General features: G+C 65.4%; 25 protein-coding genes. 13 read left to right on the top strand and 12 right to left on the bottom strand.

Translation table 11 applies throughout. The annotated features are described in order from the left end of the window. Positions 1-100: 100 nt before the first annotated feature. Together G5B46_RS24320 and G5B46_RS06965 are read right to left on the bottom strand one after the other, a co-directional pair. A complete protein-coding gene (locus G5B46_RS24320; RefSeq protein ID WP_165257224.1) occupies positions 101-1,900 on the bottom strand; it encodes an ATP-binding protein in 1,800 nt (599 codons plus the stop codon). Positions 1,901-2,729: 829 nt separating this feature from the next. Continuing rightward, positions 2,730-2,951, bottom strand: coding sequence for a hypothetical protein (locus tag G5B46_RS06965; protein ID WP_240903369.1), 222 nt, complete (start codon positions 2,949-2,951; stop codon positions 2,730-2,732). Between the two features lie 191 nt (positions 2,952-3,142). Between G5B46_RS06965 and G5B46_RS06970 the strand changes: the two genes are divergently transcribed. From G5B46_RS06970 to G5B46_RS06985, 4 genes are all read left to right on the top strand, one after another. Continuing rightward, a complete protein-coding gene (locus tag G5B46_RS06970) occupies positions 3,143-3,436 on the top strand; it encodes a hypothetical protein (RefSeq protein WP_165257226.1) in 294 nt (97 codons plus the stop codon). A 46-nt stretch (positions 3,437-3,482) separates the two neighbouring features. Next, positions 3,483-4,463, top strand: coding sequence for an SDR family oxidoreductase (locus G5B46_RS06975; RefSeq protein ID WP_165257227.1), 981 nt, complete (start codon positions 3,483-3,485; stop codon positions 4,461-4,463). Positions 4,464-4,500: 37 nt separating this feature from the next. Then, complete coding sequence (locus tag G5B46_RS06980) at positions 4,501-4,728, top strand: hypothetical protein (protein ID WP_165257229.1); 228 nt, start codon at positions 4,501-4,503, stop codon at positions 4,726-4,728. Between the two features lie 442 nt (positions 4,729-5,170). Next, positions 5,171-5,911: a PIG-L family deacetylase gene (locus tag G5B46_RS06985; protein WP_165257230.1), complete on the top strand. Its 741-nt coding sequence runs from the start codon at positions 5,171-5,173 to the stop codon at positions 5,909-5,911. A 663-nt stretch (positions 5,912-6,574) separates the two neighbouring features. On the opposite strand, the gene G5B46_RS06990 is transcribed toward G5B46_RS06985, so the two are convergent. After that, positions 6,575-8,317 (bottom strand): hypothetical protein, encoded by a 1,743-nt coding sequence (locus G5B46_RS06990; protein ID WP_205691513.1) that lies wholly within the window; start codon positions 8,315-8,317, stop codon positions 6,575-6,577. Positions 8,318-8,865: 548 nt separating this feature from the next. Between G5B46_RS06990 and G5B46_RS06995 the strand changes: the two genes are divergently transcribed. Beyond that, positions 8,866-9,228, top strand: coding sequence for a CZB domain-containing protein (locus G5B46_RS06995; RefSeq protein WP_165257232.1), 363 nt, complete (start codon positions 8,866-8,868; stop codon positions 9,226-9,228). Here the strand turns inward: G5B46_RS06995 and G5B46_RS07000 are convergent, their stop codons facing one another. From G5B46_RS07000 to G5B46_RS07015, 4 genes are all read right to left on the bottom strand, one after another. After that, positions 9,229-9,480 carry a hypothetical protein gene (locus G5B46_RS07000; protein ID WP_116491641.1) on the bottom strand — a complete coding sequence of 84 codons (252 nt, stop codon included), beginning with the start codon at positions 9,478-9,480 and terminating at the stop codon, positions 9,229-9,231. It lies immediately after the preceding gene. Between the two features lie 71 nt (positions 9,481-9,551). After that, positions 9,552-9,815 (bottom strand): hypothetical protein, encoded by a 264-nt coding sequence (locus tag G5B46_RS07005; protein WP_101718696.1) that lies wholly within the window; start codon positions 9,813-9,815, stop codon positions 9,552-9,554. 10 nt (positions 9,816-9,825) lie between these two features. Next, entirely contained in the window at positions 9,826-10,308 is a 483-nt protein-coding gene (locus tag G5B46_RS07010) for an Hsp20 family protein (protein ID WP_101718697.1), read from the bottom strand. 221 nt (positions 10,309-10,529) lie between these two features. Next, complete coding sequence (locus G5B46_RS07015; protein ID WP_101718698.1) at positions 10,530-10,796, bottom strand: protein usg; 267 nt, start codon at positions 10,794-10,796, stop codon at positions 10,530-10,532. Between the two features lie 326 nt (positions 10,797-11,122). Here G5B46_RS07015 and groES point away from each other — a divergent pair, with 326 nt between their 5' ends. From groES to G5B46_RS07040, 5 genes are all read left to right on the top strand, one after another. Then, positions 11,123-11,437 carry a co-chaperone GroES gene (gene groES, locus G5B46_RS07020; RefSeq protein WP_101718699.1) on the top strand — a complete coding sequence of 105 codons (315 nt, stop codon included), beginning with the start codon at positions 11,123-11,125 and terminating at the stop codon, positions 11,435-11,437. Positions 11,438-11,489: 52 nt separating this feature from the next. Continuing rightward, positions 11,490-13,109 (top strand): chaperonin GroEL, encoded by a 1,620-nt coding sequence (gene groL / locus G5B46_RS07025; protein ID WP_165257235.1) that lies wholly within the window; start codon positions 11,490-11,492, stop codon positions 13,107-13,109. Between the two features lie 584 nt (positions 13,110-13,693). After that, positions 13,694-15,460: a methyl-accepting chemotaxis protein gene (locus tag G5B46_RS07030; RefSeq protein ID WP_205691514.1), complete on the top strand. Its 1,767-nt coding sequence runs from the start codon at positions 13,694-13,696 to the stop codon at positions 15,458-15,460. Between the two features lie 25 nt (positions 15,461-15,485). Continuing rightward, positions 15,486-15,893: a hypothetical protein gene (locus G5B46_RS07035; RefSeq protein WP_165257239.1), complete on the top strand. Its 408-nt coding sequence runs from the start codon at positions 15,486-15,488 to the stop codon at positions 15,891-15,893. Between the two features lie 60 nt (positions 15,894-15,953). Beyond that, positions 15,954-16,727, top strand: coding sequence for a hypothetical protein (locus G5B46_RS07040; protein WP_165257241.1), 774 nt, complete (start codon positions 15,954-15,956; stop codon positions 16,725-16,727). Here G5B46_RS07040 and G5B46_RS07045 read toward each other — a convergent pair. Then, complete coding sequence (locus G5B46_RS07045) at positions 16,724-17,398, bottom strand: hypothetical protein (protein ID WP_165257242.1); 675 nt, start codon at positions 17,396-17,398, stop codon at positions 16,724-16,726. The two genes, G5B46_RS07040 and G5B46_RS07045, sit on opposite strands and share 4 nt — an antisense overlap. A 53-nt stretch (positions 17,399-17,451) precedes the next feature. Then, the gene (locus tag G5B46_RS07050) at positions 17,452-17,943 is read right to left on the bottom strand and encodes a hypothetical protein (RefSeq protein ID WP_165257244.1); all 492 of its coding nucleotides are present in this window, start codon (positions 17,941-17,943) and stop codon (positions 17,452-17,454) included. Here G5B46_RS07050 and G5B46_RS07055 point away from each other — a divergent pair. Further along, positions 17,919-19,064: a hypothetical protein gene (locus G5B46_RS07055; RefSeq protein ID WP_205691515.1), complete on the top strand. Its 1,146-nt coding sequence runs from the start codon at positions 17,919-17,921 to the stop codon at positions 19,062-19,064. The two genes, G5B46_RS07050 and G5B46_RS07055, sit on opposite strands and share 25 nt — an antisense overlap. Before the next feature lie 75 nt (positions 19,065-19,139). Continuing rightward, positions 19,140-19,811: a hypothetical protein gene (locus G5B46_RS07060; RefSeq protein ID WP_165257246.1), complete on the top strand. Its 672-nt coding sequence runs from the start codon at positions 19,140-19,142 to the stop codon at positions 19,809-19,811. 90 nt (positions 19,812-19,901) lie between these two features. On the opposite strand, the gene G5B46_RS07065 is transcribed toward G5B46_RS07060, so the two are convergent. The 3 genes from G5B46_RS07065 to G5B46_RS07075 are packed head-to-tail and all read right to left on the bottom strand — an operon-like array spanning position 19,902 to position 23,687. After that, complete coding sequence (locus tag G5B46_RS07065; RefSeq protein ID WP_116491594.1) at positions 19,902-21,446, bottom strand: ATP-binding protein; 1,545 nt, start codon at positions 21,444-21,446, stop codon at positions 19,902-19,904. A gap of 8 nt (positions 21,447-21,454) precedes the next feature. Then, positions 21,455-22,255, bottom strand: a complete 801-nt coding sequence (locus G5B46_RS07070; protein ID WP_116491593.1) for an alpha/beta hydrolase — start codon at positions 22,253-22,255, stop codon at positions 21,455-21,457. A 31-nt stretch (positions 22,256-22,286) separates the two neighbouring features. Further along, the gene (locus G5B46_RS07075; RefSeq protein ID WP_116491592.1) at positions 22,287-23,687 is read right to left on the bottom strand and encodes a PAS domain-containing methyl-accepting chemotaxis protein; all 1,401 of its coding nucleotides are present in this window, start codon (positions 23,685-23,687) and stop codon (positions 22,287-22,289) included. Between the two features lie 170 nt (positions 23,688-23,857). Between G5B46_RS07075 and G5B46_RS07080 the strand changes: the two genes are divergently transcribed. Beyond that, a complete protein-coding gene (locus G5B46_RS07080; RefSeq protein ID WP_116491591.1) occupies positions 23,858-24,349 on the top strand; it encodes a MarR family transcriptional regulator in 492 nt (163 codons plus the stop codon). Positions 24,350-24,386 lie beyond the last annotated feature (37 nt).

Below are 24,386 nucleotides of genomic sequence, written 5' to 3' on the forward strand. Positions count from 1 at the left end.
CGGCACCGATCGCCCTTGTGTCGAAGTCAGCCGCAAGCCTGGCCAGGCCTCGTCCGTCGCGACAGTGGACGGACGCGCGCCCCGGTCGCTTCCAGGCCTCTCACTCCGGAGCGGCTCGCACGAGATCAGGCCTTGGCGCGAAGACGGCGCCGCAGCGCTCGATCAACAGGCTCGCCTGGATCGGTTTGGACAGATGGCCGTCGGCTCCCGCCGCCAGCGACGCCTGGACGTGTTCAGGCATGGCGTTGGCGGTCAGTACGTGGACCTGTGTCCGCGGCCGGCGCTCGGCCGCCTCCAGCGCGCGGATACGCCTGATGGCGGTCAGGCCGTCCATGACCGGCATCTGCATGTCCATCAAGATCATGTCGAAAGCACCGCGCTGATAAGCCTCCACCGCTTCGGCGCCGTTCTCGACGCTGATCAGGTCAATACCCGTGGCGCCGAGGATCAGCTCGACCACACGCCGGTTGGTGGGATGATCCTCGGCCAGAAGGACGCGCATACCGGCCAGGGGCGCCTGGGCGTCACAACCCGCCGGCCCCGCCGCCTCATGCGCCGGAGCCTGGCCGCGCGGCAGCGGCGCCACGAATGTGAAGGTCGCCCCCTGGCCACGGCGCCCTTCGGCCTCGAGCCTGCCGCCCATCGCCTGGGCCAATGACTGGGAGATCGCCAGCCCCAGCCCGCTGCCTCCATATGAGCGGGTGTTGGAGCCGTCAGCCTGCTCGAAGCGGGAAAAAAGCCGCGCCTTGGTCTCCTCGTCGAAGCCGATGCCGGTGTCGCGAACCTCGAACATGACCGTCGAACCCGACTGGGCCTCAGCGAGCCTCACCGAAAGGCGGACATGGCCTTCCGAGGTGAACTTGACCGCATTGCTGAGGAGGTTCGACAGGATCTGCCTGATGCGTATGGCGTCGCCAATGAAGGTCCCTGCCGCGTCCGGGCTGATGTCGACCGTGAGGTCCAGACCCTTGGCCTGGGCGGCGGCGTCGAACAGTTCGGCGCAGGCCCCAACCGACGCCGCAAGATCAAAAGGTTCGGCCCGCAACTCCAGCTTCCCCGCCTCGATCCGCGCCAGATCCAGAATGTCGGTCAGGAGCGTCTCCAAGGTTCTGGCGGAAGTTTCGACCAGTTCGACCATGCTCCGCTGAGCCTGGGTCAAGGGCGTGCGCGCCAGGGCGCCGGCGACGCCCAGCACGCCGTTGAGGGGCGTACGGATCTCGTGGCTCATATTGGCCAGGAACTGCGACTTGGCGTCGTTGGCCGCGTCGGCCTTGGCCGCAGCCTCCTTCAGGGCGTCGGCGGTCTGCTGCGCCAGGGCCAGGGAGGTCGCGACCGCCCGGGCGTCGGCCAAGCCGCGCCGCGTCGCCGCCGCCAGATGCGCCACATACATGAGGTTGGCCACGCAGACGAAGGCCGCGGCCCCCTTCCCGGGCTCGGTGGCCAGCGAATAGAGCGGCAGGCCGATCAGCAGGCAGATGAACGGGGTCGTGCCCGCCCAGAGCATGGCCGCAGACGAACTGGCGTGAAGCCGAACGTTCATGACGCCCCCGGCCAGCACCGTCACGGCCAAGACCCGGCCCTGCCATCCTTCGTTGAACCAGGCCGCCGGGGCCACGCTTGCGAAGATGGCGGTGCTCAGAGCCACCGACGCGATGAACAGCCGCTTGCGCGCTTCGCTCGGCTGATAGCCGGCCTTGCGCATCGGGCGGGAAAGCCATGACGTGGCCAGCTGAGCCATGACGGTGGCGGCCAGCCAGACCGCGGGCCAGGCGCTGGCGTTGTTGAGATAGATCGCCGCAGCGATGCCGACGCTGAAGAAAAGCCGAAGGGGGAACTCCCGCACCCTTCGGTGAGCAATGCCATACCAGTCTTCCTGTCGCATCCGGCCATGGTCGATCACGGCGATTTAACAGGTCGATAAGACCCCGACAGAACTTCCCGCGACAATCCGTCGCGACTGTTCAGTAATGGCGCCCAGCGCCCCAGCAATTATCAAATGATATTGCCGAAGATCAGCCGCGGGCGCCGATCACTCAATCCAAGGCAAACACATCGGGCGTCGAACGCGGCAAGCCACGCCGGATCGCGGCACTCCCGAGCTTTGGCGCCTCTAGCCTGCGCTGGTGATCTGCGGAGCACGCCAAGCCTCGCGGCGTCCCTGCTCGCGTCAACAACGGGCGTCTCCGCCAAGCCCGGACGGGATCAACGATGAGCGCGGCGTTGCATCCCTCGGGGCGGCAGCATCCCTCCGGCCCGCAACTGCCGATCCAGCGCCCGACATCGCACCGCACGCCGGACCATGTTGCCAAGATCGCGGCGCTCTGGGCCAAACCCCGCCCTGCGAAAAGTCCCGGACGCGGCCTCGACCAAGGGGCCGGTCCGGCGCGTCGCCTCAACGGCTCCTGCCGCGGGACCGAGATGTTCACCGCCTCGTTTCCCGCCGACGAAGCCAGGGTCGTTGAGCCTGAGGGGCTGCTGACGGCGCGCCGGCGCCCCTCCGTCAGGCCGGCGTAGGCCGCTGTCCACGGGCTTGTGCGGGGAGAAAGCTCAGGCCGTCGATGCGTCTCGCCAACCGCTCTGGAAGCTTGGCGGCGAGATCTGCCTCGAGCGGCGGGCGCGGAGCCCCCCCGGCCTCAATGACGAGTATGGTGCTCAGCGTTGCGCTTTCGCGTGGCGGCGGCTTTCTTGGCCGAGGCCGAGCGCTCGGCGGCGCTGCGGCTGGCCGAGGCCTAGCCACCCTTCTTGCCGCCCTTGTGGGACGCTGGATGGCCGGTGTCCTTGCCGCGGCCCGAGCCGGACTTCTTGCCGCCGCCGTCGTCCTTGTTGACCGTGGCCCAGGCGCGCCGCTCGGCCTCCTTGGTCGATACGCCCTTGTCCTCGTAGGACTCGGCGATGTGGTCGGCTTTGCGCTCCTGCTTGTCGGTATAGGCGCTTTTGTCACCTCGGGGCATGTCGTCCTCCTGACGGGCGCGGATAGGCGCCCGTCCCCGATAGCTCCTTGAGGGAGCCAAGCGTTCCCAAAGCAAAGTCAAGGGCTTAGCTTGAAGTGCCTTTTGACGCAGACAGGAACACAGGCCCTCACCGGCCCGTTGCCGACCTAACCTCGCCGCTCCTCGGCGAGGGCAGGGACGGAAAAACGATCATGACCGAGCACCGCGACGACAACGGCCTGCAGCAGCAACAAAACGACCCTCAGCGCCAGCAAGCCGGTCAGCAAAACCAGCAGGGCGAAACGCGTTCGCCCCAGCAGCAGTCGGACGAGCGCCAGCAAGCCCAGCCGGGCCAGCAAAACCAGCAGGCCGATCAGAATCGCCGCCCGTCTGAACAAGCCGAAAGGACGGGCCAGGACGAGCTCGACAACGGCTCGGTCGGCGGCGCCGAACCCGCTGGCGACCTGCAGCCGGGGCGCACCGGCGACGGCGGCGCCGAACGCTAGGCAGACGGGCCGCTCGTGCTGAGCGGCCCTTTTCCTTGGAGCCCAGATGACCCATCCCGACCGCCGCGTCGTTCTCGCAGCCGCCACCGGCGGCCTGGCCATCGCCGGAACCTCCACGGCTCAGACCCAGAAAGGCCGCCCCTTGGGAACGCCCTCTGATCCGACCACGGCCTACGCCAAGCCGCCCTTCCCCAAGCAGCAGCAGCCCTGGCCGGGCCTGACCAGCCAGATGTCGCCGCGGCCAGACCACGGCGAAACCAGCTACAAGGGTTCAGGACGGCTGCAAGGGCGCAAGGCGTTGCTGACCGGCGGCGACAGCGGCATCGGCCGCGCCGCGGCGATCGCCTTCGCCCGTGAAGGCGCGGACGTGGCCATCAACTATCTGCCGGCCGAGGAGCCCGACGCGCAGGAGGTCGCCAAGCTGATCCGCGAGGCCGGGCGCAAGGCGGTGCTGATCCCGGGCGACATCAAGGACGAGGCCTTTTGCCAGCAATTAGTCGATCGCGCCGCGGGCGAGCTGGGCGGTCTCGACATCCTGGTCAACAACGCCGCGCGCCAGTTCTCGCGAGACTCGATTCTGGACATCACCACGGCCCAGTTCGACGAGACCTACAAGACCAATGTCTACGCCATGTTCTGGATCACCAAGGCGGCGGTCCCGCATCTGAAGCCCGGCTCGGCGATCATCAACACCGCCTCGGTCAACGCCTATGAGCCCAGCGAGAATCTCCTCGACTACGCCTCGACCAAGGGCGCGATCATGATCTTCACCAAGGGCCTGGCCAAGCAGCTGGCCCCCAAGGGCGTGCGCGTCAACGCCGTGGCCCCCAGCCCGTTCTGGACGCCGCTGCAGGTCACCGGCGGCCAGCCTGCCGACAAGCTGCCGCAGTTCGGCGCCGACAGCCCCATGGGCCGGCCCGGCCAGCCGGCCGAGCTGGCGGGCATCTACGTCCTGCTGGCCTCCGGCGAGGCGAGCTACTCGACCGGCCAGGTCTTCGCCGCCGTCGGCGGCCGCGGCGGCCCCTAGCCGCCCCCAACCGTTCTTGAACCAGGAGGAGCCAACCATGTCAGGTAAGCAGAAGGTCGATCGCTGGGGCGGTCCCGGCGCCAGCCACGAGAACCGCGACAAGCCGCGGCCCGATCCCGTCGTGAAGGATCGCGACGATCCCGATCACGCCGGCCAGCACGCCCGCGTCTCCGGCGGCGGCGGCGAGCGCGATGTCCATCATGGGCACGATCCGCAGGACAAGCGCTCGTTCGAGGCCAGCGACGGCGAAAAACGCCACGACTGATCGCGAGCTGGCCGCTTCGCAGGCCCAGACGCCGTCAGGCGCAGCCTCCAGGCGAGATGCATCGCCTGAGCTCTCGATCGAACGCGACGCGGGCGCCCCGGCAGGCCGCCCGCCGATAGCTGCATTGGCGTGCTGCTGGAGAAAAAAGCGCTCGATGCCCCTCCCCTGCGACCTCGGGTCGGCGAGCCAAAGCCGTTGGGGATCTGCGCGCGTTCCAGTCAAGCCCGCCCCGTCGGCGCCTTGATCGAACGGCGACACCAGACGCCGCGATCAGATCGAGATCGAGTTGTACCAGCAGGCATTGCATCGGCCCTCTGCGGCCTGCGATGTATCTCTTTCCCATCCCCCTCGGCGCCACGGGGTTCGGAACGGAGCGAGGGGCGGCGCACCCGCCGTCGTGGACGTGAGACCATAACGCTGAGAGATCAGGAGACGAGGAGCCATGGTGACGCCGGCCGGCGAGACGGTATGGGGGGCGCTCGTCAACCAAGCCTTCACGATCGACGACAGCGTTCTGGAGGGCCTTTCCACCATGCTCGTCATCGCACAGCACCCGGGCGATGAGACGCTTGGCTGCGGCGGTCTGCTGGCCCGCGGGGCCGAGCGTGGGCTGCGTCCTCGAGTGGCCTTCCTGGCCGACGGAGAGGGCTCCTGTCCGCGCGCGCCAGAACGACTGGCACGGCAGCGAAGATCCGAAGCGATCCGGGCGCTCGAGACACTTGGCGTGCCCAAGAGCGACGTCCTTTTCCTCGACTGGCCAGGCCACCGCCCCCGCCCCAGCGGGCTTGCCGCCTATCAGGAGACGCTGAAGGCGCTGGAAGACTGGTGCAGCGCGTTCACACCGTGGAGCATTTGGACCCCCTGGCGCGGCGAGACGAATGTCGCTCGCATCGCCGCCGCAGAGCTCGGCGCCGACCTGCGCGGTCGACTGGCCCGTAATGTCGCGGTGATGGAATACCTGGTCTGGGGGTGGACAGATCCAGACCTCGTGCAGCGCCATGGGGCCAAGAACGTGTGGGGCTTGGCGTGCGCTGATCTCATCGAACGCCGCCGGCGATCACTTCAAGCCCATGCCACGCAGTTGGGGCCCATGACTGATGATCAACCAAGACCTGCGCTTCCGCCCGAGATCGCCGCCTTGGTCGGGCGCCCCTTCGAGATCTTTCTCGAACGTCGCCTGTAAACAAGCACTCATAGAAACTGTGGCGCTGCTTGATCAGCGGCCAAGGGCGTGCGGTTCCTCCACCGCGACTGGATGGCTCCTCGCGGACGAGCAGGTCTCATGATCCGAGCCGGCGATTTGAAGCACGGATCTGGCCAAATCCAGGATGCAAAAGGCCCTGGCGCTCGGGGGAACCTCGCCAGGGCCTAGCAGTCACGTGGTCAAAGGGGATTGACCCCCATGAAATGCTCACCGGTGCAGCTTGTTCCGCCGCTGTCGTTTCACAATCGTCGAGCGGCGCCGGGAAATCCTGCCTGCGCCTGTTCGGCGGCGTCGGCAGGGAAGAAAAGCCGCCTCGTCAGAAGCATCGGCAGCAGACGCAGGTCCGTGCAAACCACTGCATTTGAGCCAGCTCTAGAACCCCACCATTCAATGAATACGACTTTCGAGCCTTGCGCCGGTACAGCTGACAGATCGCTGTGGAGATCAGAGCTTGCTAGCGCTTCAACCAGTCTGTGAAACGAACGGGCTTCTGCAGGCAGAGCACCCTTTCCAAGTCCGGGGGGATGATGTCCAGGTCGTACCCTGTCAAAAGGATAATGGCTACGTCGCGGTCAAAGGCCGAACGCTTCATCCAGACCAATCCGCGCAAATTGCGCTTAGAAGCGCACGTCACGCTCGTCCTTAAGGTTGGGCTTGGATGCGCCACTGGGCGTTGGCGTTCTTAGGGTTGCCCGTGCGCGTCAGATAAGGTTCGTCGCCCGACAGCCAGATGTACTGGTTCCAGTAGGTGTTGCGGATCGACGTGCCCTGGCCGACGCTCTGCAGGTCGTAGGTGGCCGGCTGGGTCCCGTTGCCGGGGGCGAACAGCTTCACCGCCCCGGTCAAGGCCCGGTAGTCAAGGAACAGCATCGGGTCCTGGGCGGATCGGAACATCGTGTTGGTGTTGGGCCCGATCCGGGCGAAGTCCAGCGGCGTTCCGTCGCGATTGTAGATCAGCGAGTCGGGGACCACCCCGTCCGGGGCGATCATGTACTTGCCGTTGGCCACGCTCTGGATCCGCACGACCGTGCTGGTGCTGGCCGCTTGGGTCGGGATTTGCCAGCCGGCGGGCGTCGGGCTCATGGGCGCGATTGGCCCGTTGCGCCAGCGCCAGTTGTACCAGATCCGGGTCTGCGGATCGAACTGGTCCTCATAGCCGGGATTGGGCAGGGCGTTGTAGAGGCACTGGCGCTGGGTGTCCTGCAACTGGCGGACCGCCGAGGCTTGGTCGGTGGTTCCGAAGTCCAGTTTACTCATGCACTGGGCCTGGGTCATGCCCTTGCCGGTCTGTCCGGCGGCCAGCACGTAGGTGTCGCCACGGTTGGCGGTGTTGGCGTACCAGCCGCGCATCTCGGTCTCGTCGTAGCTCAGCCAGTTCTTGACCAGGGTGTTGGCCTCGGCCCGGGCGGCGGCGGCGCGCTGGGCCGGCGGCAGGCCCATGGTGCGGATGAAGGCGGCCCAAAGGTCCTTGCTGGCTTCGGTCGCGACCAGAGCCGTCGGCTTCATGTTGCTGGCCTTGTAGGCGTCCCAGCTGGGGTTCAGCCGCCCGTCAACCGTGGCCTTCCAGATCACGTCGCCGCTGGAATAGTCGACGGCCACTGCCCAGTTCGAGTGGCTGTGCTGCTCGGAGCCCAGCGCGCACAAGTAGCTCTTGACCTCACGCACCTTGATGTAGTTGTCGCTGGCGATCCGCACCGTGTGCTCGGAGCTGAACGAGTCCTGGAACAGGTGCACGGCCCGGCCGAACAGGAAGTAGTTTCGGTCGACCGTCACCAGCGACGAGGTCACCCCGCCGTCATAAACCGCGATGTTCGACTTGGGCGCCGTGGCGGCGGCGACGAAGTAGTCGACGAAGCGCTGTTGCGAGGTTTTCGCCGCGCGTACGCCACCGTCCGGACCGTTGTCGTCGTAGCGGCGCATGAAGTGATCGTACTGCACCTCAGCCGGCTCCTGGGCCACGGCGTCCCAGCACTTCTTCGATTCGGCGACGCTGTAGCCGGCCAGGTCGACCCAGCGTTCGCCGATGATGGCGTCGTAGACGGCCTTGTAGCGCGAGGCGTAGCGGGTGTCGTTCCATCGCTGGCTGCGGATGCGCTGGGCCTCGGCCTGGCCAGGACCGTTCAGGACGGTGTTCCAGGCCTTGCCGCCGCCCACGGTCCAGCCGCGCCGCGGGTCGTTGGGGTCGGGCAGGTCGGGCGCGCTGGCCGGCGAATAGCCAAGCAGCTCGATGGCCGACATGCGGGTCAGCCACTCGTGTCCCATCGGCACGGCGTTGATGGGCCCCAGGCTGACGCTTTGGGTGAAGGCCCCGCCCGGCACGGCCGACCCCACGCCAAGGGTGAAGGCTACGGCGGCGCCCAGCTTGCCGAGGATCGATGCGCGCATGATGTGTCCCCATTCGCGATCGCCCATACGACCGCTTGCCTGGAGCCGGAAAACACAACATTGTGCATCCTTGGGATGTATTTATTTTCACACCCTCATCACGAGCATTCCCAGGCGGGACGAAGCCGATCTTTGAGCTGAGGAAGGCTGCGCTCGCGCGACACGGCGCGGACTTGCAGCGGATCACGATCGCATGCACGTTCGCTCGCTCGGGAGAGATCGCTCCAACAATACAGGTGGCCAGTTTGTCTAGCGCGCAGGGCGACAGCAGACCAAGCCAATGACATCAGCCCATCCTTCTCTGCCGAACCGGAGGTCTGTATCGCTGGCCGGGTCGCGCCAGTTGCTGCCCTTGATGCACCTCCAGGAACTGGACCTTCCGCCGCCATCTGACAGCGCGACGTTTCGCCAGGGGGAAATCACTGCGCGATCGAGAGAAGGGCCGTGCATCAGACCATCAAAAACTGTGGACAGCGATCCAGCGAAAACCAACCGGCAACCATCCTGCGCGAAAACCCCCGCATTGGATTGAGCCGAGAGGTTTGGTCATGGATTTTCAGGAACACGCACACAACCATCACCACATCCGCGAAGCGCTCGTCGCGGCTCTGAGCGAGCGACAACCGATCGATTTGGCCGCCTTGCGATCGGATCGTCACTGCCCCACCGGCTGCTGGATCCACGGCGAGGGCGCCCGGCGTTGGGCCGGCAACCATGCCTTCCTAGGCTTGCTGGAAAACCATCGGGCCTTCCACCAGCAGGCGGGTTTGGTTGCCGACCAAATCAATCGCGGGCAATGGTCCGAGGCTCAGAAATCGCTCCGCGATGGGTCGCCCTTCGCCTTGGCGCTTTCAGACCTTGCCGCCGCCCTAAGGCGAATGCGGGCGACGGCTGAGTCGCTTGCGGCCTAGCTAAGCGCGCAGTGCCAAGCCCGCTTCCGTGTCCGCCGCGTGAGGCGGAAACAGGAACCGGCCGGCGCGCGCGCCATCGCGCAGGCGAATCTCCAAGACCACAGGCTCGCCGGCGTCCGCCAGGCGATGCGCCCAGTCACGCGCGGCCTGCTCGGCCCGGGCGCCGGTGGTGAACTGCAGGGGACTGTCGCGGAAGTCGCCGCGAACGATCCAGCCGTCGCTCGACGGCTCGACAAAGATGAAACAAGGCATGGTCATAACGCAAAGCAGCGAGCGGAGCGAAGTGGCGGCCGACCATCGGCTGGCCGGCCGCCCGCCCCAACTCAAGAGAACAGGTCGCGGTCCAGGCGGCGCAGCGCGGACAGGACCTCGCTGAGCGGCACAGGCGCGGGCGTTCCCAAGAGCCATCTCTGACTGGGCCGATGCTCGACCGCGCTCGCATCGGAAGCCCAGGCCGCCAGGATTTCGCGCTTTTCGGCGAGATCGAGATCCTGATCCTTCAGCACCTCCAAGGGGTGGAGGAAGCCGACCGCCGGCCGAACGGGCCATGGCCGAGCCCGATCTTTCGCATGGGTATGCGTGCGCATGGCCAGCTCCTTACGCGGCCTTGCGCGTCTTGGCCGGCTTGAGCTCCAGCGCCTGCTGGCGCGCGCCGACCCCGATCGCAATCTGCTTGGGCTTCAAGGCCTCGGGCACCTCGCGGACCAGATCGATCGACAAGACGCCATGGGCATGGACGGCGTCCTTGACCACGACATAGTCGGCCAGCTCGAACCGGCGCTCGAACGCGCGGTGGGCCAGGCCCTGGTGAAGGAAGGTTCGCGCGCCCTGGTCTTCGTTCGCCGCCCTTCGGCCCTTGATCACCAGGAGGTTCGGCTGGGCCACGACCTCGAGATCCTTCGGCGCGAAGCCCGCGACCGCCAGCGAAATGCGGTAGGCGGTCTCGCCGGTTTTCTCGATGTCGAACGGAGGATAGCTGGCGCTCGCCTCGGTGCGGAGCGCGGTCTCGACGAGATCGACCATGCGATCCACACCGATCATGGAGCTGTAGAGAGGGCTGAAATCAAAAACAGTGCTCATTTCCATCTCCTCGAAAGCAAGTTGGACATGAGGGGCGCCGAGCCACGCGCTATGCGCCCCAGGGCCAGGCCCTGTCGGCGCCCGGCAAGCAGGCGATGAATTAGGACACGGCCGAAACGCGTCAAGACGCTCGCATCAGAAATTTTTCGATCCGTGAACCAAGGTGTCACCGGGCCCAAAGCCAAGGCGGAGCCGAGCCACCGCGCATGGCTTGCCGGGGGCTAATGCAGCGAGATCACGCCATTGACGGCTCGCCACTCCGACGGACCGATCAATCGATGGTGGGCGACCTGGACCGAGTGCAGCGCGGCTTCGATCTCGCGCCGCCAATGGTCGAGAAAGGCCTGCAGCATGGGAAAGCGCGGAGCAAGGTCGTATTCCTGCCAGACGTAGAGCTGAAGCACGGCCGGATAGTCGAGCCGATAGTAGTGGATTTGGGCGGTCGCCAGGCCGTAGCCGTCGAGCTGCTTGAGAAAATCCCTGTCCATGGGCGGCGTCCTCAGGCGATAGCGACCAGGCGCTTGGCGTTAGAGACACGGGCGCGGGGCAAATCGAACCTCCTGTTCTTTGATCCTTTCCCGTCAGCGAACGCCGATCTGGCGCATTCGCGTGCGCTGATTTTTTGGCCCAGGCGCTGGAAGCGTCAAGCCGTCAGGGACCATCGCAAACGGCCGCCAGGGGCGGATCCAACCCCGTCGAAAAATTTTCACCGCGGGCTCTTGAAGCCTCTTCGGCGCCGCCTAGCTTGACGTCCGTCCGCTAGGTGCGAGCCCGGTGGACCCATCACATTCTGTTTTGCATCTGGAGGTTATGCATGCATTTCCGCCCCTTGCACGACCGTGTGGTCGTCCGCCGCATCGAGGCCGAGGAGAAGACCTCGGGCGGCATCATCATCCCCGACACCGCCAAGGAAAAGCCCCAGCAGGGCCAGGTGGTCGCCGTCGGCCCCGGCGCCCGCGATGACGCCGGCAAGCTGGTCGCGCTGGACCTCAAGGCCGGCGATCGCGTCCTGTTCGGCAAGTGGTCCGGCACGGAGATCAAGATCGATGGCGAGGACCTGCTAATCATGAAGGAGAGCGATATCCTCGGCGTTCTGGAGACGGAGGCGACGCTCAAGAAGGCCGCCTAATTCGCCATCCCATTTCCGTCCACTGACAGCCCAACCGAGAGGAGTAGGAACCATGGCTGCCAAGGAAGTAAAGTTCTCATCCGACGCGCGCGACCGCATGATGCGTGGCGTCGACATCCTGGCCGATGCGGTCAAGGTCACCCTGGGCCCCAAGGGCCGCAACGTCGTCATCGACAAGAGTTTCGGCGCCCCGCGCATCACCAAGGACGGCGTCAGCGTCGCCAAGGAAATCGAACTGAAGGACAAGTTCGAGAACATGGGCGCGCAAATGCTGCGCGAGGTGGCCTCCAAAACCAACGATCTGGCCGGCGACGGCACCACGACCGCCACTGTGCTGGCCCAAGCCATCGTCCGTGAAGGCTCCAAGGCCGTGGCGGCCGGCATGAACCCGATGGATCTCAAGCGCGGCATCGACCTGGGGGTCGGCGCCGTGGTGGCCGATCTCAAGAGCCACGCGCGCAAGATCAGCGCCAACACCGAGATCGCCCAGGTCGGGACCATCTCGGCCAATGGCGATGAGGAGATCGGCCGCATCTTGGCCGAGGCTATGGAAAAGGTCGGCAACGAGGGCGTGATCACGGTCGAGGAAGCCAAGAGCCTGGCCACCGAGCTGGAGGTGGTGGAAGGCATGCAGTTCGACCGCGGCTATATCAGCCCGTATTTCGTGACCAACAACGACAAGCTCCGCGTCGAGCTCGACGACCCGTACATTCTGATCCACGAGAAGAAGCTCTCGAACCTGGCCGCGCTTGTGCCGCTACTGGAGAAGGTCGTGCAGTCCGGCCGCCCGCTGCTGATCATCGCCGAGGACGTCGAGGGCGAGGCCCTGGCCACCCTGGTGGTCAACAAGCTGCGCGGCGGCCTGAAAGTCGCGGCCGTCAAGGCTCCGGGCTTTGGCGATCGCCGCAAGGCCATGCTCGAGGACATCGCGGTGCTGACCGCCGGCAATGTGGTCTCCGAGGAGCTGGGAACCAAGCTGGAGAACATCACCGTCGAGATGCTCGGCCGGGCCAAGAAGGTCACGATCGACAAGGACAACACCACCATCGTCGACGGGGCGGGCCAGCGCGGCGAGATCGATGCTCGCGTCGCCCAGATTCGCAGGCAGATCGAGGACACCACCTCCGACTACGACCGCGAGAAGCTGCAGGAACGCCTGGCCAAGCTCGCCGGCGGCGTGGCCGTGGTGCGCGTCGGCGGGGCGACCGAGGTCGAGGTCAAGGAAAAGAAGGACCGCGTCGACGACGCCCTGCACGCCACCCGCGCGGCCGTCGAGGAAGGCATCCTGCCCGGCGGGGGCGTGGCCCTGCTGCGCGCCCTAAAGGCCCTGGACGGCGTCAAGCCGGCCAATGACGATCAGAAGGCTGGTCTCGATATCGTGCGCCGCGCCCTGCAGGCCCCAGCCCGCCAGATCGTCGCCAATGCCGGCGAGGACGCCTCGTACGTCGTCGGCAAACTCCTGGAGAAGACCGACTACAGCTGGGGCTTCAACGCCGCGACCGGCGAGTACCAGGACCTGGTGAAGGCCGGGGTCATCGACCCGGCCAAGGTGGTGCGCACGGCCCTGCAGGACGCCGCCTCGGTCGCCTCGCTGCTGATCACCACCGAGGCCTTGATTGCCGAGGCGCCCAAGGACGTCGCGCCGGCTCCGGTTCCGGCGATGGAATACTGATCATCGCGCCTAGCGGACGCTAACTTCGAGGGGCCTTCGGGCCCCTCTTTCTTTGGTTGAAGTCCGCTACTCCAAAGCGTCAGGGGCCAACCGCTTGACGGTCCTGCCAGCGCCATTTGCGGACATTGCGTCGGCACCAAGAACACGACGCTCTTGGGCCCGGCGCGCCAATAGCCGACTTTGGATCACCTCCGAGAACACGACTTCGGCGCTCAGGTGGCGCACGCGCCTCGGGCCGAGAGCATCCAATCGCGCCGCGCGCCAAACTTCCTCTGTAGATGTCATCAAATCAGCCGGTCGTTTCTCAGGCCCGATGCGATGCGGCAGATCGTCGCTAGAAATCTTCACGTTCGTGTCGGGGGTTTCCCGCATAGCGCGAAATCAGGTCAATATTCTCCATCATCAAATTCTCTGAACAGAAAATAGCTACCTTTAATTGAGAACAAGCAACCCAAATCGGGCTCGATTTTCTAAGACCGCGACAAATCACGCCTTCGAATTTTACCGTTCGTTGACCCCAGTTCGCTTCCTTTGCGCGAAAGCTTGACCTCGGAGGAAGCGCGGTGATTGGGTTACGCAATCGTTTGAATGGCAATCCGGCCCATACCTTGGCGGCGCTGGATCGTTCACTCGCCACGATCGAATTCGACCTGTCGGGCAAGATCCTGTCCGCCAACGCCAACTTCTGCGACGCCATGGGCTATGGGCTCTCCGAGATCGTCGGCAAGCACCACAGCCTATTCGTCGAGCCTGAGTATGCAGCGAGTCAAGACTACCGCGACTTCTGGTCCAAGCTCGGCCAAGGCGAGTTCGATGCGCGTGAATATCTGCGCATCGGCAAGGGCGGTCGCGAGGTCTGGATCCAGGCCTCCTACAATCCTGTCCGCAACGGCTCGGGCAAGGTTGAGCGCGTGGTGAAGGTCGCCACCGTAATCACGGACCAGAAGCTGCGTAACGCGGATTTTGAAGCCAAGCTCACCGCCATCAGCCGCGCTCAGGCGATCATCGAATTCTCCACCGACGGCTTGGTTCTGGACACCAATCAGAACTTCCTCGACGCGCTGGGCTACAGCCTCTCGGAGATCAAAGGGCAACACCACCGGATGTTCGTCGACAAGACCTACGCCGGCTCGCCCGAATACGCTGACTTCTGGCGTAAGTTGAACGCGGGCGAATATGTCGCCGCCGAGTTTAAGCGTGTCGGCAAGGGCGGCCAGGAGGTCTGGATCCAGGCCTCTTACAACCCCGTGTTCGGGCCTAGGGGCCGCGTCGAGAAGATCGTGAAATTCGCCACGGTGGTGACCGGGCGGGTCGACGCCGTCAACCAGATCGCCGCCGCCCTTGAGCGCTTGGCGGCTAACGACCTGACCTGCCGGCTCGACCAGCCGATCGATCCGCAGTTCCAGAAACTGCGCGACGATCTCAACCGCGCCCTGGCCGCCCTCGACGAGACCATGAGTTCGGTGACCACGGCCACCGGCAGCGTCGGCGCTGGAGCCGACGAGATCTCTATAGCCTCGGACGACCTCTCCCGCCGCACCGAGCAACAGGCCGCCAGCCTCGAGGAGACCGCCGCCGCGCTCGACGAGATCACCGCCACGGTCAATCGCAGCGCTGAGGGCGCCCGGCAGGCTTCGGCAGCGGCATCCAGCGCCCGGGCAGACGCCGCTCGTTCGGGCGAGATCGTTGGCGACGCCGTGGCCGCCATGGGCGAGATAGAGAAGTCGTCGGGCCAGATCACCAGCATCATCGGCGTCATCGACGAAATCGCCTTCCAGACCAATCTGTTGGCTCTCAACGCTGGCGTCGAGGCCGCCCGCGCTGGGGAGGCTGGTCGCGGCTTCGCGGTTGTCGCCCAGGAAGTCCGCGCTCTGGCCCAACGCTCAGCCGAGGCGGCCAAGGAGATCAAGACCCTGATCGCCAATAGCGGCTCGCAGGTCGAACGCGGCGTGAAGCTGGTCGGCGAAACCGGCCGCGCGCTCGGCGAAATCGTCGAGAAGGTTGGCCAGATCGACGGCCTGATCTCCGAGATTGCCCAGTCTTCCAAGGAACAGGCGACCGGCCTCAACGAGGTCAATGTCGCGGTCAATCAGATGGATCAGGTCACCCAGCAAAATGCGGCCATGGTCGAGGAGGCCACCGCCGCGTCCGCCAGCCTGAAGTTCGAAGCAGGCGAGCTTCGCCAGATGGTCGGACGGTTCAGAATCAGCGCGGTCACGGCGACAAGCGCCGCGTCCAGCCCGCCTCGCGAGCGTCCCGGCGCGATCAAAAAGACGCGCCCAATGACCCGCGCCCCGATGCTGGTCCGGGGCTCAGCGGCGCCGACGCTCGATAGCTGGGAAGAGTTCTGAGTCAGGCCCACATTGGAGCGAGCGCATGACCGCTGACGAATCCACATTGCTGATGGGCGACTATCAGTCTGGCGTTACCGCGGCCCTGATCGGCATCCTCATCGCGCTGGGCGTGATGTCGCGAGAGGAGTTCGCCGGAGCGTTCGATCGTCTCGAGCACGCGCGACGATGGGCGCCTTCGCGGCCTGTTCCGCCCCCTGATCGACAACCTTTTCGTGCGACGATCGCCCCCAGCTCGTCATCGAGGCCTCGGTCCTCGTCCGACGCGCGCCATGAGCGGAAGTTGGCCCAACGCCCGAAACCGGACATCGCCGCGGCTCCGAACGTCGGTGCAACCGCGTTGATCCGCACCAAGTTTCGGCTCGTGCACCGCCGCACGAATGGTGCGTCCCGGAAAATCTGCACCGCCTCCGCACGGCTGCGCTCGACTTAGACGCGCACGAAGTGTCACCTGATCCTGGTAAGGAGCCCCTACTCTCAGCAAGGACCCGACATGAAATCTGTACGGCCTATGTTCGCCGCCCTGGTCGGCTTGGCGCTTTCTACCAGCATCGCCCATGCCCAGACGACCCCGTCCGATGTCCGCGACCTTGTCGGCGCGCGCGCCGCCGGCGGAGAGTCAGAGTTGGCCTCGCGCGGCTACATCAATGTGGGCGGCCAGTCGGGCGATGATCGCAAATGGACCTACTGGTGGAACGAGCGCCGCGGGGTCTGCCTGTCGGTGACGACGGTGAACGGCCGCTACGACGCGATCACAGCGACGCCAGCGCCCGACTGCCGCAAGGGCGGCGGCGGCGGATACCGCCCGCAGGTAGACTATCGCCCGGGCCCCGCCTACCGGCCTAACTCTGACGACTATCGCGAGCACATCGCTCTGATCTGCTACGGCGAGGGCGAAAAATACACCAACGAGTACACCAGCGGCTACGAATGGGATTCCGACAAGCGTCGCTACGTGCCGCGCTCGGGGACCCAGCCGACCACCAAGGACTACGACACCTCGGTCACCATCCAGATCGACGGCGACGTCGGTCAGATACGTCCGGCCAAGAACATGATCCCGCCCATCCACGGCGACAGCGATGGCGGATGGTACCAGATCAGCAACCTTTCAATCTCCCGTGACACTATCCAGGGCCAGTTTAAGCTCAACGGCGCCAACCGGCCCAAGCTGACGATCGATCGGCGCAGCGGACACATCACGCTGGATGGCCTCACCAAGTTCCGCGGCACCTGCACGCCGATGGACGCGGACCGGCGCTTCTAGCCGGTGACGCCGCTGGCCAGGCCGTAGGCCAGGGCGATGGCGAAGATCAGCGCCATCGCCTTCAGCCATTGCCAGAGCGCGATCCTGAAGCCGCGCCAGCGGCGCTTGTCCAGGTTACTGATCCAGAAGGTTTGGACGCCGAGATACCAGGCCGTCGATGCAAGCGCGAGCGACGCGCCGCCAAGGCGCGCCTGCGGCGCTGCATCGGCAATGGTCATGCCCGCTCCAACCAGGAGGGCGAAAACCGCCGCCGGATAGCATTCGATGAAGAAGGGGCCGCGCAGGGTTGAGCGTGTCAGCTGCAGGCCGGACGCCTTGACGTGGTGCATGGCAAACATCAGCGGAAAGATCGCAAACACCAGAGCACGCAGGATGATCAGGTTTTGCTGGGAGAGCTTGGCCAGAGCATCCTGGCTCGCGGCGAACGGGTCATAGTGCAGGCCCAACTCAACGGCATGGGACAGCAGAAGGCTGAGCAGCAGGAACAGCGGCGGCGCCAACGAGCGATCGAACTGCTCCTCCTCGGGGCGATGAAACTGCGCTCGGCAGTATTCCAGCGTCTTGAGCGGCTGGACGAGCGTGAGGAAGAAGGTCCTGGGGTAGAACACCAGCCAGGTCATCACCTCGTAGAGCAGCTCCTCCAGCGAGCGGAGCATCTTCATGAAGTCCATGCGGGGCTCCTCATCGACTAGCCGTCAAACTCACCAGAACCGGTGAACGATTGCTAACCAGCGGGCCCGGAGCGCGCCAGGCGTTCCAAGGCCTTCGTCCGCTTGTTCTGAAGGCGAGCAATGCATCGCGCGGCCTTTCGATCAAAGGCGCAGAGGTTGCGCGTCTTCGACCAGGCCTGCTGATCGTCGGCCAGTTTCTCTGGGCTGGCGCCAGCGCCGAGCGCCGCGGCATAGGCCCCTTCCATGCGCCGCGTAGACGCCAGGAGACCGGGATCCTCACAGATCAGCGTGTCGATCGCGAATACCCGAGCCTGGCAGTCCAGCACCAGCGACCAAGACGGCGGCGGCGCGATCGGCGCCTGGCCGTAGGCTGATCGGGTCAAGAGGCCGACGGCGAGCAGCGACGCCGAAAGGCGGATCGTGACAGCTGCACGCGACAAGGATCCAGGCATAGGGCGCATCCGGAAGGTTCCGAGAAAGTCATGCAGCGCCCTGCGGCTCAGGCACCAAGGATATAGTCTTGCCAGCCTTAGCCAGTCGATCAAAGGTTGTCTCGCCGAGGGCATGGAGACTGACCGTGGAACGACCTGCACTGTCGCTGGGCCAACGCATTTCCACCGTCCTCTGGTTTCTTCTCGGGGTCGGGTTCCTGCTTTCGGTTCCGATCCTGATCGCTTTCAACCTGTGGGTTCCACTAGCGGTGCTGGTCGTCGCCGCGCTTGTGGCCCTCCCTGTCGCCGCCGTCTGGCGGCTTTTGCGCGACCGCAAAACTGGGCGGCCTTTCGTCAAGCGCTGGCTCGCTGTGGGCGTCGCCTTGGCGTTCCTGTTGACCATCGCCGCCGCCGCGCCCGTCTACTATCTGTCCGCCCTGGTGGTCAGCCGGCCGCTCGTCGCGCCGCAGGTGACTTTGTCCAACGGACACAAGACCATCATCTTCCAGGGCATGGCCCATGTGGGATCGGAAAGCTTCTACAAAGCCGTCATCTACGATCTCGAGCGCGCCCTCGCCGACGGCTACGTCGCCTATTACGAAGGCGTCAGGCCCGATCCGGCCGGCGACGCCTGGTTCTCCAAGTTGATGGCCAATGGCGGCGACCTCAACACCCAATACCAGAAGCTCGGCAAGGTCTGCGGCTTGTCGTTCCAAGGCCAGTACTTTCAACTGTTGGCCCAGGACATCCGCGAGCACCCCGAACGTCATGTCGCGGCCGACGTCTCGACCTTGGACCTGAAGCGCGAGTACGACCGCCTAGTAGCTTCGGACAAGGCGTTCGCCGACAAGGTCGCCAAGGCGGCCGAGGACAAGAAGGACGAGGCCAAGAGCGCCGACTTGGCCGGCGGTTTCCTCAACTGGTCTCAGGATGGCGATCCCAAGCACCAGGCGCTAGGCGGGATCCTGTGCCGAGGCCTGATGGACATCGCCCTGGCTCCCCGCGCCAACAAACCTGGAGACGATCTGGATCCGCTGATCCTCCACTACCGCAATCGGGTACTCGTCGACCGCATCCTCGCCGATCCTCGGCCGCGCATTTACGTCAACTATGGCTTCGACCACTTCGCCGGCATGTTCGAGCTGCTCAAGCGAGCCGACCCCAACTGGAAGATCGTCTCGGTCAAATGGATGCGCGTCATCGAATCCCCCGAGGAGCTGCACGGACAGCTTTGACGAGAACCCGTACCTCAGCGGGGCGTTGGAATTTCAAACCTGCCCCGTTTCCACCAGTTCACATTCGAGAGCCGCATGCGACGTTTGAAGACCATGATCACCGCAGGCCTGCTCGCAGCCAGCGTCGGCATTGGCGCGGCCCAGGCTCAGGACACGCCGCCGGACCTGCGCGACCTCGTCGGCGCGCGCGCGGCCGGCGCGGAGGCGGCCCTTGCCTCCCGGGGCTATGTCAACGTTCGCACCCAGGCCGGCGACGACCGCAAATGGACCTATTGGTGGAACGAGCGTCGCGGCATCTGCCTGTCGGTCACCACGATGAACGGCCGCTTCGACGCCATCACCCGCTCGCCGGCGCCCGATTGCCGTCCCCAGCCGACCACCTTGCCCGGCCCAGTTGGCGGACCGGTGGCAAGCGGACGCGTTGAGGAGATCCGCTTCGACCGTGGCGCCTCGTCCGCCACGCGGCGTGGCGTCATCAAGGGCTATGAGACCGTGACCTATCTGCTGGACGTTCGCGCCGGTCAGGCGATCACCGCGTCGCTCCAAAGCTCCAATCGCGCCGGCTATTTCAACGTAACCCCGCCGCGCGCCAACGAGGCGGTGTTCAACGGCTCGATCAGCGGCGTCCGGTACCGCGGCCGGGCGGTCGCCAGCGGCAAATATAAGATCGAAGTCTATCTAATGCGCAGCGCCGCACGCCGTAGCGAGACGGCGCGCTTCACACTCGATGTGGCTGTCAACCGATAGAGAGCGCCTGGCGCCCCGGCGATATCGTGTGAAGTGGTCGTCGGGCTAGCGCCAATAGCAGCCGTTGGCGCACTTCCATAAACTGGACCTTCAGTCCCTAAACTGGGAAGACAGCGTCTTCTGGATGCCATTGAGCAGGGCGGCGGCGGAAATGGGCTTGGCGATATGCGAATCTGCGCCAGCCTCAAGGGCCTCGGCGCGGTGGTGCTCCATCGCGTTGGCGCTCAGGACGGCGATGGGTGTTCTGCGGCCTTGAAGTCCACTCGCCTCCTCCGCCCGCATGGCGCGGATAGCTGTTAGACCGTCCATGACCGGCATCTGCATGTCCATCAACACCAAGTCGAAGTCCTGACCGCGCCAAGCGTCAAGCCCCAGCGCTCCGTTCGCCGCGATGGTGAGGTCGATCTCCGCCTGCTCCAAGATCATCTGGACGACCCGCTGATTGATCTCGTTGTCTTCCACGAGCAGCACGCGCAAGGCGCGCTCCAGGTCGGCCGGCGTTTCGGGGCGATCTGATGCAGCCGGATCATCGACCGCTTGGACAGGGATCCGTGCGGTGAAGGCGCTTCCCTCCCCGATCGCCGAACGGGCGCTGATCGATCCGCCCATGGCCTCGACGAGGGCCTTGCTGATCGACAAGCCCAGCCCGACGCCGCCGACGCGCCGGCTGATGCCGGCATCGACCTGGTGAAAGGGCTCGAAGAGAGCGTCGGCCTGATGCGGATCGAAACCGATCCCGGTATCCCGCACTGATAACACCAAGGTTGGCGCGTCCTCGGCGATTTCCACCGTCAGCTCAACACGCACCACGCCTTGCTCGGTAAACTTGATCGCGTTGGACGTGAGGTTGGTCAGTATTTGTCTCAGCCGCACCCCGTCCCCCAGGAACGTCCGGTCCAGGCCAGGCCCGCTGACGACCTCGAAAGCCAGCCCTTTGGCGCGCGCGTTGAGCGCGGCGAGATCCAGGACACCGCGAAGCTCCTCGTCGGGTCTGAAGGCGCCGATGCTCAACGCGAGCCCTGACGCCTCGACCCGTGAGATTTCCAGTATGTCCCCGACCAGCCGCTCGAGGGTTACGGCGGAGGCCTCGATCAGCGCGACCATCTCCCTCTGCTGGGGCGAGAGAACGGTGCGACCGAGCGCGCCGACGACGCCAATGACGCCGTTCAGCGGCGTGCGGATTTCGTGGCTGATATTGGCCAGGAAGTCTGCTTTCACCCGCAGGGCGCTCAAGGCCTCCTGCCGCGCCTTGGGCACTTCAGCCTCGTAGGCGCGGGTGGCCACGGCCTGGCTGATCGCCATGTGGATGGCGCCGGGGCGCCCGTGGGCGTCCCGCGCCTGCGCGGCGTTGATCATCACGGGCACGCGCCGCCCGTCAGAGCGCGCGAGGTCCAGCGCGATCTCCTCGACTCGGCCAGCCAGGGCCAATTGCGCCTGCAAGCGGCCTTGCACAAAGATCCGGCTCGCCACGCTCAGGAGGGCGGTGAACTTCAACCCGTCGGCAAGCGCCCCATCCGCCAAGCCCACCATCTGCAGGAAGTAGGCGTTGGCCGACCTGATCGTCAGCTCCGCATCCAGGCTCAGCAGGCCGCAAGGCGCGAGATCATAGAACTCTTCGGCGGGCGGGAGAGGCATAGAGTCTTTCAGGCCGTTGCGGCCGGAGCGCCCGCGAGAAAGGCGCGCATGGCGTCGAGGACAGCGTCGGGCGCCGTAAGGTGGGGGCTGTGCCCCGTCGCCTGCAGAACGACGCGCTGGCTGCCAGCGATCGCCTCATGAACGAAGGCGCCGACGGTTGCGGGTGCGAGCGCGTCGTCGCTGCACTCGATGAGTAGGGTCGGGGTCGAGACGCTCCGGCAATCCGAGCGATGATCTGAAAGAAAGGTCGCGCGGGCGAAGTCCTCGGCGATGACCGGGTCGATCCGGCACACCTTGTCACGCCACTCGGCCTGGAAGCCGGCATCGCCGACCACGGCCGGGGCGAGCGCAGACGACCAGTCCAGCTGGTTCTTGGCGAGCAGCTCGATCAGATCCTCAAGGTCCGCCTGATCGAACCCGCCGCCATAGCCTTCGTCATTAGCAAAGCGCGGCGAGGCGCAGATCATGATCAGGCGACTGAAGAGGTCAGGCCGACGGATCGCCGCCAGGGCGCCGATCATGGCGCTTACCGAATGGCCGACGAAGACGACCTCGCGAAGCCCCTGGGCCTCGCAGATCTCGATCACGTCCTCGGCATAGCCGGCCAGACCAGCGTATTTCTGACGTTGGTAAGCGCTGACGTCAGAGTCTCCTGCTCCGACGTGATCGAACAGAACGACCTTGTCGGCGAGAAAGTGCGGGGCAACCAGCCGCCACATGGACTGATCACAGCCATAGCCGTGGGCGAACATCAGCGTCCGCGATCCCTCGCCCTCAATGGTGACGTTGTTGCGACGCTGAACGTTCATAGACGAAGCGAGCCCTGGGTTGCCCGAGCGGTCACGCGGCAAGGTCCCGCGACCACTGGGTCGTCCGGGTGCGCGCGCCGGTCTCAAAGCGCGACATCAGGCGGGCAAGGTGCCGGCTTTCGCTCTCGATGTTGGCGGCGGCGGCCGTGGCTTCCTCGACCATCGCCGCGTTCTGTTGCGTGACCTGATCCATCTGATTGACGGCCGCATTGACCTGGTTGAGGCTCGCGGCCTGTTCTTGCGCCGAGCGCGAGATTGCGCCGATCAGTCCGTCGATGTCCGTCACCTTGTCGACGATCTCGCTGAGCGCCTGACCCGTTTTCGTGACCAGTTCCACGCCGTGCGTCACCTGTTGGCTGCTGGTGGAAATCAGGCTCTTGATCTCCTTGGCCGCTTCGGCTGAACGCTGAGCCAGGGCGCGGACCTCCTGGGCGACGACGGCGAAGCCGCGACCGGCCTCTCCCGCGCGGGCAGCTTCCACCCCGGCGTTCAGCGCAAGGAGGTTGGTCTGAAAGGCGATCTCGTCGATCACCCCGACGATCTGGCCGACCTGGCCAGAGCCCTGGGCGATCGCTTCCATCGCGAGGATGGCGTTCCGCATCACCTCTCCCGAAGCGCTGGCGTCGCTCTTGGCGTGCGACGCGGCGAGGGAGGCTTGGCGAGCGCCGTCGGCGCTCGTCCGCACCGTTGCGGTGATCTGATCGAGGGCCGCGGCTGTCTCCTCGAGACTGGCGGCTTGCTGCTCTGTGCGGCGCGACAGGTCCTCGGCCGCGCTGGCGATTTCACCGGACCCTGCCTGCAGGTTGTCCGTGGTGTCGGCGATCGCGCCCATGGCTTCAGCGAGACTGTTCACCGAGCTGTTGAAGTCCTGCTTGATACGGTCGAAGTCGCCTGAGAAGTCCGCCTCGATGCGCGTGGTCAAATCGCCGCTCGCGAGTCGTGCGAGGCACGACGCCAGGGTCGAGACCACGCGGCTCTGCACTGCTTCGGCGCGATCGCGTTCGGCGAGATCGGCCGCTTGTCGCCGCCGCGCTTCGGTGATGTCGTTCGCGAACTTGATAATCTTGTAGGGCTTGCCTTCCGCGTCGAACACGGGGTTGTACGTGCCCTGGATCCACACCTCCGCTCCGCCCGCGCCGACCCGGCGAAAAGCGTCGGCGAAGAACTCACCGGCCCGAAGGCGCTCCCAGAAGCGGGCATACTCCGCGCTTGCAGCATCCTCCGCAGCAACGAACAGGCTGTGATTTCGGCCGCGGATGTCCTCGAGCCGATATCCCATCGTGGCCAGGAAATTCTCGTTAGCGTCGATGATCGTGCCGTCCAGCTCGAACTCGATCACCGCCTGGGAGCGACGAACCGCCGCGACGATCGCCTCCAGCTCGGTGACTCGTTCGCGAAGAGCTCTCGCCTGCCTGCCGTCGATGCCGAACATTCCGATCTCCAAAACAACGAATGGAGCCGGTTTAAACGGCGATGCTTAAGACATGATTATATCGACTTTGATATTTTCACTTTCGGCAGATGCAACTCCGCGTTAACGTTGGCGACCTATCTCTGCCTCCCATCGAGTCCTGTGGACCGAAGTTAGGGCGAGCGTCCGCAATGCCATCCCCCACCCCCTCGCCAACGCCCAGTGCTCAGGCGGCCTATGACGAACTGCATCTCGACAAGCAGCTATGCCTAGCTCTCCAGGTGGCGAGCAGTCTCGTCACCAAGATCTATCGCGGCTTGCTTGAACCCCTGGGCCTGACCCATCCGCAGTATCTGGTCCTCATTGCTCTGTGGGAGCGGACTGAGCGTACCAGCATGGGCGACCTGCGCCGCAGCCTTTGCATGGATACCGGCGCGGTGACGCCGCTCGTCAAGCGGATGGAGACCGCCGGCCTGCTGCGCCGCGTGCGTGACGAGGTCGACGAGCGCAGGGTGTGGGTCGACCTGACGGACGCCGGCTGGGCGCTGCGAGACCAGGTTCTGCAGGTGCGGCGCGGTGTCGTCGACCGCCTGCCGCTATCTGCGGAACAGATCGCTGCGATGCGGTCGAGCCTGCAGGCGCTAAATGCGGACATGCTTGCGGCGGCGCCGCCGATACGCTGAGCCCAAGTTTATTGCTCCGGGGTGGTGAAGTGCGCCA

Origin of the sequence: Caulobacter sp. 602-2 (assembly GCF_011043625.1) — a bacterium.
GTDB lineage: Bacteria > Pseudomonadota > Alphaproteobacteria > Caulobacterales > Caulobacteraceae > Caulobacter.

Bases quoted from the DNA above. Each gene is read 5' to 3' on its own strand.
- G5B46_RS06965 (WP_240903369.1), bottom strand. From the start codon at position 2,951: ATGCCCCGAGGTGACAAAAGCGCCTATACCGACAAGCAGGAGCGCAAA.
- G5B46_RS06970 (WP_165257226.1), top strand. From the start codon at position 3,143: ATGACCGAGCACCGCGACGACAACGGCCTGCAGCAGCAACAAAACGAC.
- G5B46_RS06975 (WP_165257227.1), top strand. From the start codon at position 3,483: ATGACCCATCCCGACCGCCGCGTCGTTCTCGCAGCCGCCACCGGCGGC.
- G5B46_RS06980 (WP_165257229.1), top strand. From the start codon at position 4,501: ATGTCAGGTAAGCAGAAGGTCGATCGCTGGGGCGGTCCCGGCGCCAGC.
- G5B46_RS06985 (WP_165257230.1), top strand. From the start codon at position 5,171: ATGGTGACGCCGGCCGGCGAGACGGTATGGGGGGCGCTCGTCAACCAA.
- G5B46_RS06990 (WP_205691513.1), bottom strand. From the start codon at position 8,317: ATGCGCGCATCGATCCTCGGCAAGCTGGGCGCCGCCGTAGCCTTCACC.
- G5B46_RS06995 (WP_165257232.1), top strand. From the start codon at position 8,866: ATGGATTTTCAGGAACACGCACACAACCATCACCACATCCGCGAAGCG.
- G5B46_RS07000 (WP_116491641.1), bottom strand. From the start codon at position 9,480: ATGCCTTGTTTCATCTTTGTCGAGCCGTCGAGCGACGGCTGGATCGTT.
- G5B46_RS07005 (WP_101718696.1), bottom strand. From the start codon at position 9,815: ATGCGCACGCATACCCATGCGAAAGATCGGGCTCGGCCATGGCCCGTT.
- G5B46_RS07010 (WP_101718697.1), bottom strand. From the start codon at position 10,308: ATGAGCACTGTTTTTGATTTCAGCCCTCTCTACAGCTCCATGATCGGT.
- G5B46_RS07015 (WP_101718698.1), bottom strand. From the start codon at position 10,796: ATGGACAGGGATTTTCTCAAGCAGCTCGACGGCTACGGCCTGGCGACC.
- groES (WP_101718699.1), top strand. From the start codon at position 11,123: ATGCATTTCCGCCCCTTGCACGACCGTGTGGTCGTCCGCCGCATCGAG.
- groL (WP_165257235.1), top strand. From the start codon at position 11,490: ATGGCTGCCAAGGAAGTAAAGTTCTCATCCGACGCGCGCGACCGCATG.
- G5B46_RS07035 (WP_165257239.1), top strand. From the start codon at position 15,486: ATGACCGCTGACGAATCCACATTGCTGATGGGCGACTATCAGTCTGGC.
- G5B46_RS07040 (WP_165257241.1), top strand. From the start codon at position 15,954: ATGAAATCTGTACGGCCTATGTTCGCCGCCCTGGTCGGCTTGGCGCTT.
- G5B46_RS07045 (WP_165257242.1), bottom strand. From the start codon at position 17,398: ATGGACTTCATGAAGATGCTCCGCTCGCTGGAGGAGCTGCTCTACGAG.
- G5B46_RS07060 (WP_165257246.1), top strand. From the start codon at position 19,140: ATGCGACGTTTGAAGACCATGATCACCGCAGGCCTGCTCGCAGCCAGC.
- G5B46_RS07065 (WP_116491594.1), bottom strand. From the start codon at position 21,446: ATGCCTCTCCCGCCCGCCGAAGAGTTCTATGATCTCGCGCCTTGCGGC.
- G5B46_RS07070 (WP_116491593.1), bottom strand. From the start codon at position 22,255: ATGAACGTTCAGCGTCGCAACAACGTCACCATTGAGGGCGAGGGATCG.
- G5B46_RS07075 (WP_116491592.1), bottom strand. From the start codon at position 23,687: ATGTTCGGCATCGACGGCAGGCAGGCGAGAGCTCTTCGCGAACGAGTC.
- G5B46_RS07080 (WP_116491591.1), top strand. From the start codon at position 23,858: ATGCCATCCCCCACCCCCTCGCCAACGCCCAGTGCTCAGGCGGCCTAT.